Here is a 20,072-nt window from a genome sequence, read left to right as displayed (position 1 = left end):
ATGACCGACAATTTTGATAATGAAATGGAATTGGAAGAAGACTTTTTTGAAGAAGAGGAAGAACAAGAAACTGATGGTAGTTTAGTTTCAGATACCTTTTATATTCAGCAAGGTCAAATCAAACCAATCAAACAATTTCCTTTAGCCTTCACTGTACCAGATAAACTACCTCCAATCATAGTAGAGGGTTTAACACTTAGCTGGACAAAAGCATCTATGCTAAGTTTTGCCGAGATTCAAAAAGGAGCTAATCTCAAAAATCTCCCCTATGCCTCATTGCGAGGTTTTCTACAAGTAGTACTAAAAGATGCGGCGCGAATTGAACCAGAAGTAGGTCTGAGCAAGGGTGCATTTTATCATGCTAACAGAGGGGATGAGCCAGAACCTTTTGTTTACCTGACTGATGGCGATGAAGAAGAAATAAATAAAGTGCTTCGCCCAATTATTAATGATTGGTTCATAAATTATCTCAAACCGTTTGTTGAAAAAGAGGATATATCCATAGGGATTATTGAGCGATTAGAAGATTTGCGAGAAATAGGAGAGTTAATAAAAATTTCTCCATTTAAATCTCAAGTATTACCTTGGGGTTCAGATGAAAAGACAGGTACAACTCAACCAAAAGACAAGTATGCCTATCGGATGCTGGCAGATTACGCGGCTCGCCAAATTGCTGGACAGGTAATTTTCCCAGAGTTAGGGCCGATTAAACGCATTATTTCCAGCAACGGAACATTTACCTCTGGCATGGCAGAACTGATTATTGATCCGATTACCCTACCTAACACAAAAGGAAAATTCAGTTTTGTAGTGCGTCTGGAAGTCGTTACTTATCCATCTTTGCATCAACCTTTGCTGAAAGTTGAGGTTTCCAAACGTCGCTGGTTTACTCAATTAAAAGCTCCTAAGTATGACCGTAGGAATATTAGCGGTTTCATATTTTCCCAAGACCATTGCAATCGCTCCTTTAGCTATCAAGTAAAATGCCAACAAGATAAAAATAACAAAAAGGGTAAAAATAACAAACAAGAAAATAAAAGTTTTCGTTGGGTGGCAGATACAGATTTTAACATTCTGCAAAGAGAATTAAAACTAAAACAATCTTGTGATGGTCAAGAAATAGCTTCTGGTTTAGCCTCTACTGATAGCTGTGAAGTAGTTCTAACTTACCGTAATGGACTTCAAGATAATTCAGAAGACGAAGAAGAAACTTCAGAAAAATATGGTATTGAAACAGGTGTACCAGAAATTGATAAATTAGATGCGTTTGAGGCGATCGCTAAAATTCTTCAACCATTAGGAATCAAAATATTCGATGGTTACACAGAAGTACCATCTAAGCATAAACTAGATGATACAGCATCGCGTATGATTAATCTTCCGACACTGCTTGGTGGTGTTTTGGAAGCTCTTGAAACAAATACCAAATTGGAGTTTACTCCAAAATATTTAGATCAACTCAACGAGAAACAAATTGATGACTTGCTATGTAAATACTTTGACCTTCGTTTAGAAGGGATTCATTGGGGAAGAAAAGCCTTTCAATTTAAGGGACGCACGCTGAATCAGACAGATGAACTTCAAAAAATCATTCAAGCAAACCAAGCAGCTATTCAGCAATTGTATCCTAATGAGCGACCCTTATTATTTATCTTTTATGAATCTGAGTTGCAAACAGAAGCGAAACTATTGCAGAAAATTACTCAAATCTTGTGGGGAGACACACTCAAAGTAGAGATTAATCTCTTACCAAAAAAGACCCACGGGCCACGAGAAGGTTTACCTGGAAAAAAATTCAAAGCTAAAGAGCGATCGCGTGAGCGAATTAAAGCATGGGAATCCACTGCAAAACAGATTGAAAAGCTAAATCAGCCAACTTTCTGCTTAATCATGGCGCGGAACTTTTACCCAGATCCTACTGGTCAAAACACTGTGAAACCTGATGATAAAGTTAATAAACCTTCAACCCGCCAAGTATTAGCAAAGGTTGGTGCTGGTGTCCAGTTTCTACTACCCATCGCAAAGATACGAAAAACAAACTGTCTTAAACTCACAGACTTTTTCCATCGGATGCAGTCAGCATTAAAAGATTTGCTCTTTGCTCATTCTGGTTACATTAATGATCTGAGAGAAAAAGTTGATAAGTATCTGCAAAGTATCCCGCTAGAAGCCAGACCAAAAGAAATTATTGCAATTACAATCGTCCGTAAACAAAAGGGTCGCGCTCGTGGCAGTATTGGAAATACATTTTTACCAATAGCAATACGCCTGAATGTAGATACAGGTAAATGTGAGTTTTGCTGTGCTTATGATAAAGGAAATTTAGCAATAACTCCTTGGAGTAGCTTTACTGATGCACGAGCTTTTATTGCCCAACTTACTCCAATCAAACTAGCTGACAAAGAGGATGTACGTAAAACTCGATTCATGGAATTTGTAAAACAGATTATTACTAACTCTGTGAAAGAAGGGATGCAACCCTTAGTTATGATTGATTCTTCCAACTGCGTTAAACTTTGGAATTGGTTAGCTGATATCAGAATTAATGCTAATCAAATTAACCTTGGTCAACAGTATGAGAATATGCAGGATGAATGGCAAGGCGCGCGTTTAATTCGCATTCGCCAAGAACTTGCCCCTGGCATTATTGAGAAAAAATCAAGACATTTAATAGAAACTTCTGTAGAAGATACCAGAACTAAAGAAGAACTAAATAAACTGCCGCCTAATCTAGAAATTCCTTCAGCGTCAAGTGCGACTGGGTTATTTCGACTCAGCGCGACTAACCAAACTGGATGCGTAGCTTATCTATCTGTGGCGCGTGAATTACCACAAAGAAAAGCTCGTGGGCAAAGTTGCTATCGCTCAACCGATACTCTAGTAAAACAAACTGGGTTAAAGATAAGTCAACTCTCTAAAAAACCTCCATTTGCGGGTCGCTGGCCTACTCCCAACCCCCTTGAGATTGTTGTTACCTTGAGGCAACCGGAAGATAATCCTGATGATCTAGCTGCCCTTGTGGAGTCACTGCGCTATGGCTTTGGTCACTACAGCGATTGGACAGGTTTGCCTGCTCCCCTATTTTTTGAGCGTGTTGTGCGGGACTATATCAGTGATTTCACTATTGATGATGAAGAAACCGAGAATGAAGACGCAAATTCATAGACAGGATATCTAGAATACTGGTGAATTATATTGTGCGATCGCCTACCTCACAATAGCCAATCGCACAATTTTTGATATGATGATTTGCCTCTTTCTAACGCAACTCAAACCCCAAATTGTTCAAAACTTCCCGCAAGCGATCGCGTCCCGATAGAGATTCCACAAACGCGATTCGTTTAGCTGAGTGTTCTGACCAATCACCGGGAACATCCATCTGTTGGGAATTGTAGAATGCTTTCATGATTTGGTTGTAAACAGCAATTTCCTGGTCTTGTTTCTCTAACTGATAAGTCTCTTGATGCAATACCGCCGCTTGGGGTAAACGCGGTTTAATTTCTACATTTACGGCTGAATCTGCATAACCAACACACAACCCAAACACAGCAACAACATGAGGCGGTAAATTTAACACCTCTGCCACTGCTTCTGGACGATTGCGTAATGCACCAATATAAACTGTTCCCAAACCTAAAGATTCAGCAGCGACGACTGCATTTTGCGCTGCTAATGCTGCATCTATAGCCGCCACCAAAAACATTTCCAGATAATTCAGACCTTCATGGGGTAATCCTTGACTTTCAGCGATGTATGTTAATCTCGCTAAATCTGCCAACCACACCAGAAATAAAGGACACTGGCGAATATGTGCTTGATTATTCGCCAACTGCGATAACTTCTCTTTACGTTGGGGATCTTGGACAGCAATTACACTCCACGTCTGAAGATTTGAAGAAGTCGATGCAGATTGTGCTGCTGCTATCAAAGTTTCTAGAGTGTTTGCGGGTAGGGGATCATGCAAATAAGCACGAATTGAACGGTGAGACAGCAAATTAGATATTATCTCATTCCAAGGAATATCTGCATTAAACCCGTTTACACCATAACGACGATGAAATAACTCAGTTGGATTGTTCATAATCACGAATTATTTATTGATTCTTAGGTGAAAAAGCTGCATATTGCTCAGGTGTTAGCATAGCTTCTCTGACGTTTATTGGTTTGGGAATCAATTTTAGTTCCGAGAATTTATCAGCAACTTCCTGCTGGAGAGTAATTAATTCTGGAGTGATTGGTGTGATGCCAAATTTTCTTCGGTTAGTACTTTTTTGCATCGTTTCCAAATCAATACCCAAGATAGGAGAAAGAGTAGCCGCTACTTCAGCGCGATTTTGATCAGACCATTGTTCCAGATTTTGAATTTCTTCTAGGATGGCTTTAACAATTGCTGGCTGCTGGTTAGCAAAGTTTTTACTAGCAAGATAATATCCGCCTTGCTTATTAATTCCTGTGCCATCAATTAACACACGAGTATCAGCAGATTTTTCGGCTGCTGCATAAAACGGGTCCCAAATTGACCAAGCATTAACACTACCTTTAACAAAAGCTGCACGCGCATCGGCTGGTGGCAAATATATCGGTTGAATATCGCTATATTTCAGTCCATTTTTTTCTAAAATTTGCACCAGCATATAATGGGCGCTAGAGCCTTTTTGAAAAGCAATCTTTTTGCCTTTGAGATCATTGACTGTCTTGATAGCAGAATTTTTAGGTACAAGAATTGCTGAACTAGCCGCACTGGGTACGATTCCCGCGATATATGTGATTGCGGCACCGGCGGCTTGAGCAAAAATTGGTGGTGATTCTCCAGTATGTCCAAAGTCAACACTGCCAACATTCATAGCTTCTAAAAGCTGTGGCCCAGCAGGAAATTCAATCCATTCCACAGATACGCCTTCCGGTTGCAAGCGCTTTTCTAAAAGCCCTTTACTTTTCAAGAGAATGGCTGATTTTTGATAGCCTATTCTCACTACTGATGCTTTGGTTGGATTTGAATTATTAGCAGATACAGCAGTAGTGTTAATTGCATTATTAGCTGTGCAAGCGGCAAATAGCAAGCTGAGGCATAAGCCAGTAAGAAATGCTCCGGTAACTTTTATTGGTAAAGCAGATAATAACTGCTGTTGTCGGGTAAATCTGACAATAATCTTTTTTTGACAAAAAATTATGATTTCAGGACTTACGCAACTGGCACAATGCGATTGCTATTCAATAGTACAAAAGTATTAAATAAATCCGATTCCGAAAGCTTTGTCTTCGCAGTAAAAGTCGCTGCCTGGGAAGCAAAACATGAAATATTTATGAGAAAATAGGTAGAGGTTGTATGAGATAAATATTGCTTACGGTAATGAGATTCACTAAGCTTAATTACTGCCAATACTTATTAAGTAGTCAAATTAATTATACCATTACAAATTTAGCAGAGCATTTAGAGAATATTAGCCATGATGCCATTAACTATTATTTGAAAAAAGAAAAGTTAACACCTCGATTACTCTGGGAGAACGTGAAAGAGGTAGTTGAGCCTGATGCCAATGGTTACATAATATTTGATGATAGCGTTTTAGATAAAAGGTATTCTGAAGAAATAGAAATAGTCAGAAGGCAATATAGTGGTAATGAGCATGGTGTCCTCAAAGGTATTGGTGTAGTTAGCTGCGTCTATGTTAACCCTATTCTACAAAGATATTGGGTAATAGATTACCGCATTTTTAATCCTGATGCCGATGGTAAAACCAAGATAGACCCTTACGGGTGCGCCAGTTCCCTACTGCGGGAAACCCGCCTTCAGGACTGGCTTACCATGTGAAAGATATGCTGCAAAACCTTGTGTATCATAAGCTTTTACCGTTTGATACGGTTTTGATGGATACGTGGTATGCGGTAAACAGTTTAATGCTTTATATTGATGCAATCGACAAAATTTATTATTGCCCTGTAAAAAATAATCGGTTAGTTGATGATACTTTTGGTAAAGAAAAATATAAACGTATTGAATTATTAGAATGGAGCCAAGAAGAATTAGACTGTGGTAAGATAATCAAAATTAAAGGGTTCCCAGCTAATAAAAAAGTGAAACTATTCTGGGTTACTGTTTCTACCAACAGAACGGATTATGTCGCTACTAACGATTTATCTCAAAGTTCCACGGATGTTGTACAAAAGGCGTGTAAAATTCGTTGGAAAATCGAGGAGTTTCACCGAGAGATTAAACAACTAACAGGCATTGAATCTTGTCAATGTCGTAAAGCTAGGCTCCAAAGAAACCATATCGCTTGTGCAATGTTGGTTTGGGTTAGATTAAAGAATTTAGCCTATCAAACTGGTAACACTATTTATCAAATCAAGCATAATTTGCTTTCTAATTATTTAATTCAGCAACTAAAACGCCCAAGTATTCCTATGTGCTTGGTTTGATTTAAATTGTCGTGTGCCACTGCTACGCCCTGCCTACTATTTGTGCCAGTTGCGTAAGTCCTGACTCATTGAAATGGAAGCTTGCAAAGAAGTCTGCATCGAATGCAAAACTACTTGCATCGATACCCTCAAATACAGCAAGAATCAGGGTGGTAGATATATAGATATGACTATGATGTCCATGTTGCGAGACTGTGCGGAAATGTGCATGATGTGCGTCAACATGATTAATGATGGTTCGGAATTTATGGGAAACATCTGTAGTTTGTGCGCCCAAATTTGCGATCGCACCGCAATGGCTTGTGAACAAATGAGTAGCGATGCCACAATGATGTTCTGTGCTGCTATTTGCCGCAAGTGCGCTCAACATTGCAACGCGATGGGACTCAATTCTGCTTCCTATTTCCGCAGATCACGCTTGGTGGTAGAAGATGCACTACTGTCTAGCTAACTTTCCCCCAGGATTAAGTGGACTAATTTATAGCAGACCCAATACGGTTCGGTTAAGCCAAAAACCAGATAAACTGGGGGTTATCACCCCAGTGTACTGACATTGAATGCAACTCAAAGAATTCTCACTGATCTCGCCTGCGATTGAATCAGGTACGGTACTCAAAGCGTTAAAAAAAGCTATCAGAGCAGAGGCTATTGAACAAGCCATTGCAGACACACAGAGTAATCAAGAACGAAAGCGGGCTTTACCGTCGCACCTGGTGATCTGTCTGGTGATAGGTATGAGCTTGTGGTCAAAAGCGTCAATGAGAACAGTGCTAAAAAACTTAGTGGATGGGTTAAGTGAAGCGTCGGTGAGAGTGGGAAAATATTGGCAAATACCCTGTAAATCATCAATAACAGAAGCCCGACAGCGAGTAGGAGCAGGGGCAATACAGTTCGGTTAAGACATATCTTCATTGAGGCAGCAGAGGGGCAGGGTGCGGGGGACAGAGGGGAAATTTCCTCTCCCTGCTCTTTGCTCCCTGCTCCCTTACCTGCCTTTACGAATAAATCTCTTATCCGAACCGTATTGGAGCGGCACTGGTCAATAGGACGTTGCGTTTGAGGAGGGGCGATCGCACTTCTTTTCAGCAAGAGCGATCGCTTGTGTAAAATCTGCGATTCAATACTTCAGCTTAACCTATACTTTGCCTAATAATGGCTTTATAATCTGCATTCCGTCATCTTGCTTTCTCTGTATTAATAGCATTATTTAAGTTATTTTTAAAACAAAACTGCTTGGTAGTCCCTTTGTCTAACCTCACAAAATCGTGTTGCTCCCCCTAGAAATTTCAATAAGTTCGGAATAAAACTGGCTAGCCCAATAACGATATCTCATAATTTCACCATCACCCTCACAGAGAATTGGATGAGTGCGGTAAAGTTTGTTTTTCCAGATGGGGAAGTCTTTTTTCACTTCATTTTCTAAGGTCTTGATCAGCAATGGTGTCAAAGCTGAGGTTATGGTTTTACTAAAAAAGCTCTTAATACTAATAAGCATATGTATCTCAAGCTCTTCTTCATTCACTGGTGTTGTCAAAAATAAGAGAATGAATTCTAGCTTACCGATTCCACTAATACAATATCTTTGTAAACTATATCCCAAGCCATAGAGAATTATTTCGATTTTAGTTTCTATCTGCAAGTTTAATGTTGCAATTTTAAGAGCTTGTTGTGAAAGAAGATATTGTTTCCAAATCGAACCATCTATCTCTGAACCTTGACTTTTAGTAGAATGATCGGAATGTACTGTTGGAAAATGAGCAATATCTACAACTTGTTCATGTAGTTCTTGAACATGAGAATTAATTTGGCACTGGCTACCTTGTTTTAACTGAGTCCATTCTCGAGAAGTTAATTCAGGTATCTGTGGTAATTCCCACGTTGGAGCTTCTCCTTGAGCATGGTAGTATAAAAAAATCAAGCCGTTAATTTCTCTAACGTGCCAAGTCGGAATCTGTACATTAGGTAAACTTCTATTTGCATAAGGTACATCTGTACATTTTCCATACTTATTAAAACACCACCCGTGAAACGGACATTTAATAGTTTCACCTTCAACACGTCCACCGTAACCCAAGTTTGCTCCTAAATGAGGACAGTAGGCATCAAGTACATGGGGAGATCCTTGTTTAGTACGGAATAGTACTAAGTTTTTTCCAAAATAATAAAGTGGCTTAACGCCTTCAAGTGGTAATTCATGACTGTAGGCAATACGGAACCAACCATTGGGAAATGACGTAAATGGAAAACGTTGTTTCATATATTTAAGCTCGTTTGGAATAAATTTATCTTGCTTTGCTAACTATTTAAGTAAAGGCGAAATAATTTAGCTAAATATAACTATTAAGTAATCATGTTTTTCTCTATAATTTACTTACAATTGTAGCTCCCCACATATTTGATCCTGTTCCTAATAGAAGAAGCAAGTCCTGTGAATTTAAATAATTGTTATTGAGTAAATCACATAAGTTTATTAAATTATCAGATGCTAAAGCATGAGCAAATCTTGCTATGTTTTCGGTGTAAACTTGCTCAAATTCAAAGCCTCCTAAGTCACTAATAGTTTTTGACAATAATAAACTATAGTTATTAGTAATTAATTGCTGAAAATCTCTTGGTTCTTTTTCGATGAATTTCATTGCTTTCCACAAAGTTTGCTTGATACCTTCTGTTACAGCATACATATACTCCTCACTTTTCTCATTTATATCTAGTTCACTCATTGCTGCATTAGTGTGTTGAGTTATATGGATGATTTCAAAGTCTCCTTTTTCCGCACTAACAATGCAACTTGCTGCTGCGTCACTTGCTATAGAAATATTTGGTGGAATTATTCTCGTTTCGCCTTCCTGAGTTTGATCTGTAGTCACGACTAAAATATTTCTACATTCTCCAGCTTGGATTAAGCTAGCAGCAGTACGTATGGCAGTGTGTATGTTTCCACATTCAGAAAGAAAAACACCAATTGGGTATGCATTCTCTAAACCTAGTTCATAACTTAAACGACTGACTTCCTTACCATCATAGAATCTAGAATCCCAAAAACTGCTAGTGGCATAGATTAAAACATCAATTTCTTTTCTAGTTATACTTACTTTTTCTAAAGTATGCTTTGCAGTTTGTTTAGCCATAGCTAGTGGTGGTAAGTGACTTTTAGCATATTTTTTTAATCCGAATTTTAACAGTGTTTCTAAAATTTGATTATCTTCTTTAAGCTCATCTAAAGTTTCGATATCTTTAAGATTGCCTAATTCGTATGATGGTGCTGTTAAATAAACTTTTTTATTGCTGAACATATATTTATGTCGATTTTCAATGTTTAATTTCTAATTGCTACTTCGTACAATTCCGAACATCTTGATATAGCAGTACTTTTATTTAACTACGACTAGTTTTTGCTTGATAGATTGCAGAAGTTTCTCCGGAGTAGGGCAATCAAAAAGTGCATCTGGCCCTAGTTCTACACCAAATATCTCTCTGATGCGAGAAGTCACCATAATCGCTTGTAATGAATCTCCATTAAGATTGAAAAAGTCGTCACTGGTTTTAATTTCTTGTATGCGTAAGACCTCTCGAAAAATGTTTACTAGGGCTGTCATTTCCTCTGATAATGGAGAAGTTAATCCTTGACGATAATCGTTCCAAGAATTGTTGATTGTAATAGAGTGGGGTTGAGAGTTTACATGATTTGTTGTCCACTCTCGTAATAAGGGCAAGGCATTTTCCTTGAAGCGTAATACCCTCATAGTTTTGTTTTCAGCCTGGACACTGGCAAAATCTTGAGTAGAAACCAACACTTGGGATGACGATTGTTTCAGTATCCGACGGAAGGCTTTGGCTCCCTCTAGGGAAGTCATCCCCTGCTGTAATTCCGGATGTAGATCAGGAGATGCAACTGGACTAATAGCTTTATTGGTGGAGCGATCAGGGCTGCTCTTGAGCATAAAGCCTTCTATCAAAGCACATTCATAACCAGCTTCATCTAGTAACAGAATATCGAAAGAAATAGTTTCTTTACCTGAGCGGCCGTCATCGAGATAGCGTGCATAAGCTACTATCTTTGATGGTAGTGACCCGTAAAGCCGCAACTTTTGATAACTAAAGGGAAAGTAGAAATCTTTGGCAGCGATCGCAAAACTGGTGGCGACATCAAGCAAGGCGGGGTGCAACTTATAATGGTATAAATCATCACTATAATCTTCTGGTAAAGTCAACTCAGCCATAGCCTGATTTTGACCGAAATATCTATCTGCGATCGCCTGATACCAACGTGGCCCAACACTAACAGGGCCGTAATGCTTCATGTTATCTCTGGCACTTGTCAGCCCTGTATCAGCTGCTCTTTTCTCCTGACAAGCACGCCTTAAGGCTTGAATATCGTAGAGTTTTGGTTGATACTCTTTGAGTAGGGCAATTTCTCCTCGTGCATTTTCATACCAGTAGGACGCATCATCTTGGCTAAGAATAGTAAAGTTGCAGTAATCTCCTCTATCTTCTAGAACAACACGCACTTCACGCTCCTGGGATTCATCCACCTCTAACGTATTCAGAAACAAGACATCGCGCAATTCTATCGCCTGACTTGGGTGCCAATGTTGATAAGCTGCCCTAGCCAATTCTAGGAAGGCTGTACCTGGGACTAGCGGACGCTCGTCAAGCCGATGCTCGTTCACAATCCAATGTCGTGGTACTGACAAGCGGGTGTGATAAACTCTTCTACCTGGAATAGTTTCTACACAATGATCAAATAGAGGATGAGACACCCAATGTAGTTGCGGTGCAGCAGAAGACTTGTCCATAAGCAGACGCATTGCCGCGCCAGCATCACTCCAATTGCCCCAATTGATAGAACAGACAAAAGACTCAGACTCAGCATTCATCTTGTGAGCAAAAGCATCTTGGAAAGCATTGGCAGCACAATAATCTGCCTGGGCGTGGAGTCCAAGAGTGGAAGCTAGAGAAGAACTAATAGCAAAAAAGCGCCTCTGGGGATTGTCAGTTAATTCAAACAGTAATTGCGTACCTTGGATCTTTGGACGCAGCACCTCCATCGCTTTCTGAGAAGTTTCTAACTGCATTAATCCGTCATCGAGTACCATAGCGGATTGGATGACACCATTAATTGCACCAAAACGTTGCTCAACATCGCCAATTGTTGCCGATAGTGCATCGCGATCGCAAATATCACAGTGATAAATTTCCACCTCTCCCCCCCGGAGTTCGATTTCCTGAATCCGGCGAATTCGATGTTGTGTTAATTCTTGGGGATTGGCTTCACTATGCCAACTAGGTGAGACTGCAACTCGCTCACTGCTGACTTGAGCAATAATTAAAGCTGTATCTGTAGTACTTTGCATCTCAGCATGAGCCGGTAAGCTGTCAACCGTTGTGAAACCCTGTTCTGTCAACAGCTTTTCCCATTTGTGCTGACTTAAAAGGGGCGATCGGTTGCGTAAATGAGTGTCCTCAAACTGCCACCAGCCCTTAGATAATCCCCAGATCATATCAATCCAAGGGGGCATCTTCGTGGCTTCAATCAGTGCCAAAATTCCGTTAGGAGCTAAAAGCGATCGCAGGTTAAATACTGTGTTTTCAATATTTGGTGTTGCGTGAACAACGTTGAGTGCCAAAATAACATCAAAGCTGCCAGGAGCATAACCTTGAGTTATCGTATCTCTGGAAATATCGAATACCCTTGTTTGGATGAAGTCAAAACCATTGTCTGCAATCCGATGCTGAAGCTGTTCCATAAAGCTGGGGCTAATATCAGTTACCCAATACTCGACCTTTGAGGAAGTTAGTTGCGATAGTTCCTCAGCAACAACTTGTGTTAATAACCCGCTACCAGCACCGACTTCCAAAATCCGTAGAGGGCGTTTCTCCTGCTGCTGTGCCAAGATCCGCACTAATTCGGCTAATACCCGGCGATAGATCGGCTCCTGAGTATACTCTAAAGTCTTTTTTGTAGCTTGTTCTAGAAAATCGGAGCGACCGTCTGGGTACAACACACTAATTGCCGGAATTTTACCTGAAAGAGCTTCATGGTAGTTTGTAGCAGCGCGTTCTAAAACATCAATAATGCCAGTAAATGCCGGGTAGCTAGCACGTAATGAAGCATTCAAACGAGAAGAATCTTGTAATTGGTTAAAATTTGGGCCAAAATGAAGTCGCCTATTTTGTTTGATGAGTACTTCTTGCTCTTGCAGTAAGTCGATCATAAAATCGACGAATCGTACCATTGAGGGCAATACCTCAAGACATTCTAAAAGTTTCTCGGTATCTATACCTGTTACCGTCTTTGATTTTCTCAGCGCTCCCTTGAGGTAATCAAGAGCATAGCAACAACACAATTCTCGTAGCCCTGATTCTAAACCTGGGTAATCAGCCAGAGATGCGATCGCCAGTTTTTCTGACCATACTGACTCAGCATCATATAAATTCTCTAGATAAGTGCGAAAATCACATATATGCGTTTGTGTCAAGAGGTCATACCAAGATTCTCGTGGTGGAAATGGCGATCGCGTAATCAGTGCAATTTTCGCTGCGTATTCTTCAGCCAAAAAAGTTGCTAAAGATAAACCCACGCCACCAAGTCCGCCAGCGATTACATAAACTCCATGATTTTGCAAGGGAATATTTTCGTTGCCATCATCCGGGGTTAACTGCTTGTGTTCGTACTCAAGAATCAGACGGCTTTCGCCGCGATAAGCAACTATTAGTTCCTCATTGAGTGCAGTAGACTCACAGAACAAACTATCTAACAATCGTGCTGTTTCTGTTTCGTTCTTCGGTAATTCGATATCGAGACTGCGACAAGTAATATTGGCATACTCAAGTGGAATAACGCGACAAGGCCCAAGTAGAGTAGCTTTGGCAGGACTAATGCGATCGCTTGGCTCAATTGCGTGGAGGTTTGTGGAGACGATTGTTAAATGTGTGGTGAAAGAGCGATCGCACTTACCTAACGCTTGTGCTAAAAACAATAGCATCTCGAAGCCAGTTTCGGGAGCAAGCTCATCACTCAGCGATGTCACAAACCAGAAGTTTAAGATATAGCTGGGCATTTGATGACGTTGAGCCAAATCATCCAATAGCAGTCCGTAATGTTCTGCTGTAGTGGAATTTATGGTATATTCCCGCTCCGATAAAACTTGAAAACTGGTACTGTGGCTCACAGTAAATACGTTAATTCCCAAACTTTGCAAATACTGGGCAAAATTTTGACCAACACCGCACTCATCCAAAAATAAAAGCCAGCTATTTTGAGAACCAGTTAAATTCAAAGAACTAAATGGTAAAAGTGGCAGTGTCGGCCGCCACTGCGGTACATAAAACCATTCCGCCAAATTCTTTTTCTTTTTTAATGGTGTCGGTGGTAGTTGCTTAAAAATCGGTGCTGGTTGCGTAGCAACTCTCACAGTTTGGCCTGGTTCATACCAATAACGCCGACGCTGGAAAGGATAGGTTGGTAACTCCACCCGTCTGGGAGTTGTTCCCACATGAAGCTGCTGCCAATTGATTTGACCCCCAGCCAGCCAGATGTGCAGTAGGGACTGAAAAATAGGTTTTTGCTGGTTCGGCGCAGATTCAATAGTGCTATAGACGTTAATGATTGTCTCGCTGTTCTCCTTTGCTGTTTGGGAATCGAGTATTGTCCCAGGTGCTAATTCCAGTAAAAGGTATTGAGAATCAAGAGGTAATTTAGAGACAGAAGCTTGTTGTTTGAGTTGGTCTACCCAATATTCTGGGCTGATTAATTCTGTTTTATCTATCCAATCACCTACAACAGGATCAAATACAGATATCTGAGGTGACTGCAAATCCATAGTTTGCAGTAATGTAGTTAGTTTTTCTGAGGAAGATATATCATGTTTAGCAATTAATATGAGGGCATCTTCAATAGCCATCACCCCAGCAATAGAGGCGCAAATATATTTCCCCAGACCAAAACCAACTACTCCCCCAGGCTCAATCCCTAAAGATTGCAACAGTTGAGCCAGAGCGTATGCAACAGCCAAAAAGATCGGTTGAGTATTGGCTAAGTGTAAAGACAGTTCTGACTCAAGTGAAGAGAATATTTGATACAGATCATCTTGGTAATAGGGTTTGAGGACTTGAAAACAGCGATCGAGTGCTTGTGTAAAAATAGGTTCATCTACATATAATTTGCGGATAACTGCTAAATTTATAGTCCCTAAACCGTGGAATATAAAAATCGGTTGGCGAACATTCTCTTTAGGCAGCAAATTTACCTGATTAACGCCAACACCGCGCAAACCTTCAATAGCTTCGGCATGGGTTTTACAGATAATTGCCCGTCGGCACGAGTGTTGAGCGCGACCTACCTGTAATGTATAAGCTACATCATTGAGACAGATATCTGGATGAGAAGTTAAATAATCAGCTAAATTATGTGTCAGTTGTTCTAATGCTTCGGGAGTTTTAGCCGAGAGCGGTAGCACCTGAAAAGTATCAGCCTGAGATTCACTTTTATGGCTTGGGGCTGCTTCCAAAACCAAGTGAGCATTAGTTCCACCCATCCCAAAGGAACTTACACCCGCCCGTCGTGGTTGATCTTGCTGAGGCCATTCCTTCAATGTCGTATTTACATAAAAGGGACTGTGAGCAAAATCTATTTTTGGGTTGGGGGTTTGAAAATGCAGACTGGGTAACAGCAATCCATGACGCAGTGAGAGAATAGTTTTGATCGCACTAGCGACTCCAGCCGCCGCATCCAAGTGTCCAATATTAGTTTTGACTGACCCGATAGCACAAAAGTTAATTTTTTGGGTCTTTTGTCGGAAAGCTTGAGTTAAGGCTGCGACCTCAACAGGATCGCCTAATGGAGTAGCTGTACCGTGAGCTTCGATATAACCAACAGCCTCAAAATCTGCCCCTGCCATTTCATGGGCCAGGGAAATAACCTCAGCTTGACCATCGACGCTGGGAGCAGTGAAACCTACTTTGTCTGAGCCATCGTTGTTGAGAGCAAAACCTCTAATAATGGCGAGGATGTTGTCTTGGTCTTGCAAAGCATCATCAAGCCGTTTGAGAACTAATATACCTACTCCGTCACCAGGAACAGTACCAGCAGCACGTTGATCGAACGTCATACAATGTCCATCTGGCGATAAAATTCCGCCCTTTTCATAGACATAGCCTGCTTTTTGCGGCACATGAATTGAGCAACCACCAGCTAAGGCCATATCACACTGATAGTTAAGCAGCGACTGACAAGCCATATTGATGGCAACCAGTGAAGTTGAGCAGGCTGTGCGAACGACCACAGCCGGGCCTTTCAGACCTAATTTGTAAGCTACTCTAGAGGCAAAGAAATCAGGGTAATTGCCAAAAAAGACATGAGTTTGTCCGGCTCTCAGATTGAGATCCTCGCTATCCTGTAGAACATGGTTTAGGTATGTTGTATTACCAGAACCTGCGTAAACACCTATCCAACCATCATATCGGTGCGGATCGTATCCTGAATTTTCCAGCGCCGTCCATGCAGTTTCCAAAAATAAGCGATGTTGCGGGTCCATCAACTCGGCTTCGTGAGGATTGACCCCAAAAAAATCTGCATCAAATAGGTCGATATCTGACAAAACGCCCTTTGCTGCTACGTAGTGAGAATCACTAACTGTTGTTTGATTAACTCCAACATCTAGTAATTCCTCGGTTGTAAAATGACGTATTGATTCCACTCCATTGCACAGATTTTTCCAGAATGAATCGAGGTCGTCTGCACCCGGAAATTTTCCAGCCATGCCAATTACAGCAATAGCTAAGTTATCCAAATTTTGCTGTTCAGTCATGGGGTCATCTCCTTTTTCTGGGAAAAGTAACTGTGTGATAAGCATTCTGCTGTTGTTGTGACCGAGTTTTCTCAGGTGTAGACCGGGTGATTTTGCCTTCTCTGGTTTTGAGATGATCTGCCAATTTGCGAATTGTCGGATATTGGAACATCTCTACAACACTTAGTTCCATCTCTAAGGTTTTTTGGAGAATGCTACAGACTCGTACCATTGTTAAGGAGTTACCACCCAAATCAAAGAAGTTATCCTCTCTGCTGACGTTTTCGATTTGCAGGATGTCCTGCCACACTTGAGCAATCTTCTGTTCAATGCCATGTTCCGGCAGACTCCTTTGTTTCTGGTTATTTAAAGTCAAATCATGTGTTTGTGGTAGCGCCACTCGATCAACTTTGCCCGATGGTTTGAGGGGAAGGTGGCTCAGAATCAAGATGTAAGTGGGAATCATATAGTCGGGCAAATGGGCGTGCAGATATTCCCTTAACTGCGGCCCTAATAAGGAACTGAGTTCACCTTGTAGCGGCAGGTTAGCCATGCGCGTCAAATCTGGCAAGGAATTGGGGTTAAGGGCGCGTAGAGTGGACTTGATTGTCTTTTGATGAGGCTGTTGGGGTTGTGGGGCAGCAATTTGGAAAGTTGTATCAAAATACTGGAGATTTCCCGATAAAGCCCAGTTAATCTCCACATCCAACCCCATCTCTCTAGCCATGATCACTAAATCATTAGGATTCACCGCATCACTGTCAGGCTGTTCCTGATTTTTAGCTCGCCATGCCCCAACTGTGTTGGGTTCACCGTTGTCCCTCAGCCAATCTACAGCCTGCAAATCCTCTACCATGCGGGCATTGGGTATGTTTCGCACAGTCAATCGATGCCAATCTCGGTTCCGCAGACGAGCTGGAAGAGAGGTCATACTGATTTGATCTATGCGCCAATCTAAACAGATTTCCCGTCCTACAGATTTCTCATCGTTGCCGTCGAGCTGAATAATTACATCGTAACGGTGGCGAGTTAATTCGTTGAAAGCACTACCACGCTGGAGTTGAATTTTGACATGAGATATGCGGGGGAAAAGTTGTTTTAATGCTTGGAAGAAGCGGGGATCTACTAACAACTCATTCTGGTGGAAGACCCGTTGGCGTACACGACGCTGTAACTCGCTTTTGGAAGTCGAGTCTTCTGCCCGACGCAATGCCACAGCAGCATGAAAGGCTTCTAGTGTAGCTAGGTTACGGATATCACCTAGATAAATTGTACCGCCTGGTTTCATTGCCTCAATAGCAATTTCTAAAACGTTAATTAAATAGTCGGCACTAGGAAAGTATTGAACCGTGGAATTCACAATACAAGTATCAAACTTTTGTTGATACAGTCCTTTGATTTGTTCTGCACTAGCAAGGTGTAATTCTACCTTTTCTGATTCCGCAGGTTTGTTTTGCAGATATTCTGTAATGTAGTCTAAGCCAACTTGAGAGATATCAATGCCGACATATTTTTCTACCACAGGCACAAGTCGGAACAACACCAGCCCAGTACCGCAACCAATTTCTAACACCTGTTTTGGTTGGTAAGAGAGGATTTGCTCGATGCGATAGTCTAACCATTCTCGCATCTGAGCTACAGGAATGGGTTCTCCTGTGTAACTATCAACCCAGCCAGTTAGGTTGAAGGTGGGGTCAGATGTGACATGGGACTGGGTATAAAGGTGCTTGTCAAATAATTCTGCCCAGTTAGCTTTTTGATGTTCCAACAATGACTCGCTATTGTTCTCGTTAACCACTGTGGAAACAAATTCTGGTTTGGGTACAACATAAGCAACTAAAGCTTTATCCTCAGTTTGAGAACCTACAGCTAAAACTAAAGAGTCTCGAACTGCTGGATGTTGAGCCAGACAAGATTGGATTTCGGTGGGTTCAATCCGAAAGCCACGGATTTTCAGCTGATCATCTACACGACCGACAAATTCAAGGATACCATCGGCACGTCTGCGGACAAGATCCCTGGTGCGATAGATTTTGGCGTGAGGATCTAAACTAAAAGGATCTGGGATAAAATTTTCTGTTGTTAAATCTGGTCGTCGCCAGTAACCCCGCGCCAAACCATCTCCACCAACGTACAATTCCCCAACAACACCATCTGGAACGGGTTCTCGCTGAGTATCAAGGATGTAAACGTAGGTGTTAGAGATTGGCTGGCCAATGGGAACTTGCTCTCCATCACAGTCGGAAATGTCTTGCATCCCATGACAGCAACTGAAAGTTGTGTTCTCTGTGGGGCCGTAGCCATTAATGATTACGCAGTCACTACCAAGATGGGTTAATGCTCGTCGAACCTGCTGCACAGAAAGTACATCGCCTCCAGCAAGGAGTTGGCGAAGTCCTCGCAGCCCATCAATATTTTCGTCAACCATCAAATGAAATAAACTGGCAGTTAGCCAAGCAGTGGTTATGCCTTGTTGCTGAATCAGTTGCCCTAATTCTTTTAAGGAGGGACGGCTGGGTGTGGCAATTACTAAACGACCTCCGTTCAACAACGCACCCCAAATTTCAAAAGTAGCAGCGTCAAAAGTTAATGGTGCTAATTGTAAGAGTACTTCTGATGCATCCAGTTTAACGTAGTTGCATTCTTTCACTAGTCGCACTACACCGCGATGGACTACACTCACGCCATTAGGCTGTCCGGTAGAGCCAGAAGTATACATGATATAACAAAGATTTTCAGCACCAATTTGCACAGGTAAGTTAGTTTCCTGTTGAGCCGCGATGATGCCTTGGTTTTGGTCTAGGCAAACTAGTTGTGGTGCAATGCCTTTAAATTCTTTGGGTAGCTGTTGTACCGTTTGACTGTCAGTGATAATCAGGTCAAGGTTTGTATCTTGGACAATAAATTGAATGCGTGCCGATGGATCTTCTGGGTTAAGAGGAACATAGCCAGCAGAAGCCTTGAGAATCGCCAGCATTGCCACTATGCTATCTATCCCCCGTTCCAGGTAGATTCCGATTAACGTTTCTGGTGTCACACCCAAGGTTTGCAAATATCGGGCAAGCTGATTAGCTCTAGCGTTTAGCGATTCGTAGGTCAGCGTTTGTTCTCCATAGACCAGGGCAACTGCCTCTGCTTGTTCAGCTGCTTTGGCTGCAAAAAGTTCGTGGATTGTCTTGTCTCGTGGGTATGAAATCTGCCAGTTATGTCGCCCGGCTTTGAGCAATTCCATCTTTTCCGCAGTTTCGAGAATTGCCACTTGTTGAATATTTTGATCAGCATCAGTACTGAGCGATCGCAATAAATTGACATAGTGGCTGGCTAATTTCTCGATGGTCGCAGCCTGAAACAGATCAGTATTATAAATTAGATAACCAGTTAATCCATCGTCAGCCTGTAACAGATGCATCTCTAGGTCAAAACGTACAGTATGTGCCTGAAAATCACTGGTGGCAATCTCCAAACCAGGGATAACTGATGGTTTCATGGACGCATTCTGAAAAGCGAAAATCACTTGGATCAACGGATTTTGGCTACTATCCCTTTCTGGAGCCAGTACCTCTACTGCCTGCTCAAAAGGAAAGTCTTGCCGTGCATAAGCTGCTTGGGTAACTTGGCGTACCTGTTGCAACAAGTCTGAAAAAGTCATGTCTTGGGAAACTTGACAACGCAGCACCAATGTATTCACGAAAAAGCCAATGAGATTTTCGATTTCGCTACGGTTGCGGTTGGCGATCGGCGTTCCTATTGCTATGTCTTCTTGACCTGAGTAGCGGTAGAGTAGAACAAAAAAGGCCGCTACCAAAGTCATGAACAGGGTGGCACTATGTTTCTGGCTCAGTTTTTCTAGGGCGATCGCTATCT

8 protein-coding genes and 2 pseudogenes (1 of these 10 cut by a window edge) are annotated in these 20,072 nt (G+C 41.5%); 4 read left to right on the top strand and 6 right to left on the bottom strand.

Features of this window, described 5'->3' with window-relative positions; translation table 11 throughout:
- Positions 1 to 3,165 carry an RNaseH domain-containing protein gene (locus H6G18_RS19175; protein WP_190408695.1) on the top strand — a complete coding sequence of 1,055 codons (3,165 nt, stop codon included), beginning with the start codon at positions 1 to 3 and terminating at the stop codon, positions 3,163 to 3,165.
- A 94-nt stretch (positions 3,166 to 3,259) separates the two neighbouring features.
- Here the strand turns inward: H6G18_RS19175 and H6G18_RS19170 are convergent, their stop codons facing one another.
- Complete coding sequence (locus H6G18_RS19170) at positions 3,260 to 4,081, bottom strand: NADPH-dependent oxidoreductase (RefSeq protein WP_190408694.1); 822 nt, start codon at positions 4,079 to 4,081, stop codon at positions 3,260 to 3,262.
- A 13-nt stretch (positions 4,082 to 4,094) separates the two neighbouring features.
- The gene (locus H6G18_RS19165; protein WP_390825413.1) at positions 4,095 to 5,150 is read right to left on the bottom strand and encodes a sulfonate ABC transporter substrate-binding protein; all 1,056 of its coding nucleotides are present in this window, start codon (positions 5,148 to 5,150) and stop codon (positions 4,095 to 4,097) included.
- A gap of 200 nt (positions 5,151 to 5,350) precedes the next feature.
- Between H6G18_RS19165 and H6G18_RS19160 the strand changes: the two are divergent.
- From H6G18_RS19160 to H6G18_RS19150, 3 genes and pseudogenes are all read left to right on the top strand, one after another.
- Positions 5,351 to 6,420 (top strand): annotated as a pseudogene (locus H6G18_RS19160) (IS701 family transposase).
- Positions 6,421 to 6,493: 73 nt separating this feature from the next.
- A complete protein-coding gene (locus H6G18_RS19155) occupies positions 6,494 to 6,871 on the top strand; it encodes a four-helix bundle copper-binding protein (RefSeq protein WP_190408693.1) in 378 nt (125 codons plus the stop codon).
- 106 nt (positions 6,872 to 6,977) lie between these two features.
- A pseudogene (locus H6G18_RS19150) lies at positions 6,978 to 7,298 on the top strand (transposase domain-containing protein); the annotation flags it as partial.
- A 377-nt stretch (positions 7,299 to 7,675) separates the two neighbouring features.
- Here the strand turns inward: H6G18_RS19150 and H6G18_RS19145 are convergent.
- The 4 genes from H6G18_RS19145 to H6G18_RS19130 form a co-directional block, all read right to left on the bottom strand.
- Positions 7,676 to 8,677 (bottom strand): Rieske 2Fe-2S domain-containing protein, encoded by a 1,002-nt coding sequence (locus tag H6G18_RS19145; protein WP_190408691.1) that lies wholly within the window; start codon positions 8,675 to 8,677, stop codon positions 7,676 to 7,678.
- A 103-nt stretch (positions 8,678 to 8,780) separates the two neighbouring features.
- Complete coding sequence (locus H6G18_RS19140; RefSeq protein WP_190408690.1) at positions 8,781 to 9,713, bottom strand: hypothetical protein; 933 nt, start codon at positions 9,711 to 9,713, stop codon at positions 8,781 to 8,783.
- A gap of 78 nt (positions 9,714 to 9,791) precedes the next feature.
- A complete protein-coding gene (locus H6G18_RS19135; protein ID WP_190408689.1) occupies positions 9,792 to 16,274 on the bottom strand; it encodes a type I polyketide synthase in 6,483 nt (2,160 codons plus the stop codon).
- Positions 16,234 to 20,072, bottom strand: partial view of a non-ribosomal peptide synthetase/type I polyketide synthase gene (locus H6G18_RS19130; protein ID WP_190408688.1) — the 3' end only. Its footprint extends 9,820 nt past the window's final position; only the last 3,839 of its 13,659 coding nucleotides appear in the window; the start codon falls outside the window, past its right edge; it ends in the stop codon at positions 16,234 to 16,236. Before H6G18_RS19130 ends, H6G18_RS19135 begins: the two co-directional genes overlap by 41 nt.

Source organism: Anabaena subtropica FACHB-260, from assembly GCF_014697105.1.
Classification (GTDB): domain Bacteria; phylum Cyanobacteriota; class Cyanobacteriia; order Cyanobacteriales; family Nostocaceae; genus Trichormus; species Trichormus subtropicus.
This window is presented reverse-complemented; position numbering and strand designations above follow the sequence as displayed.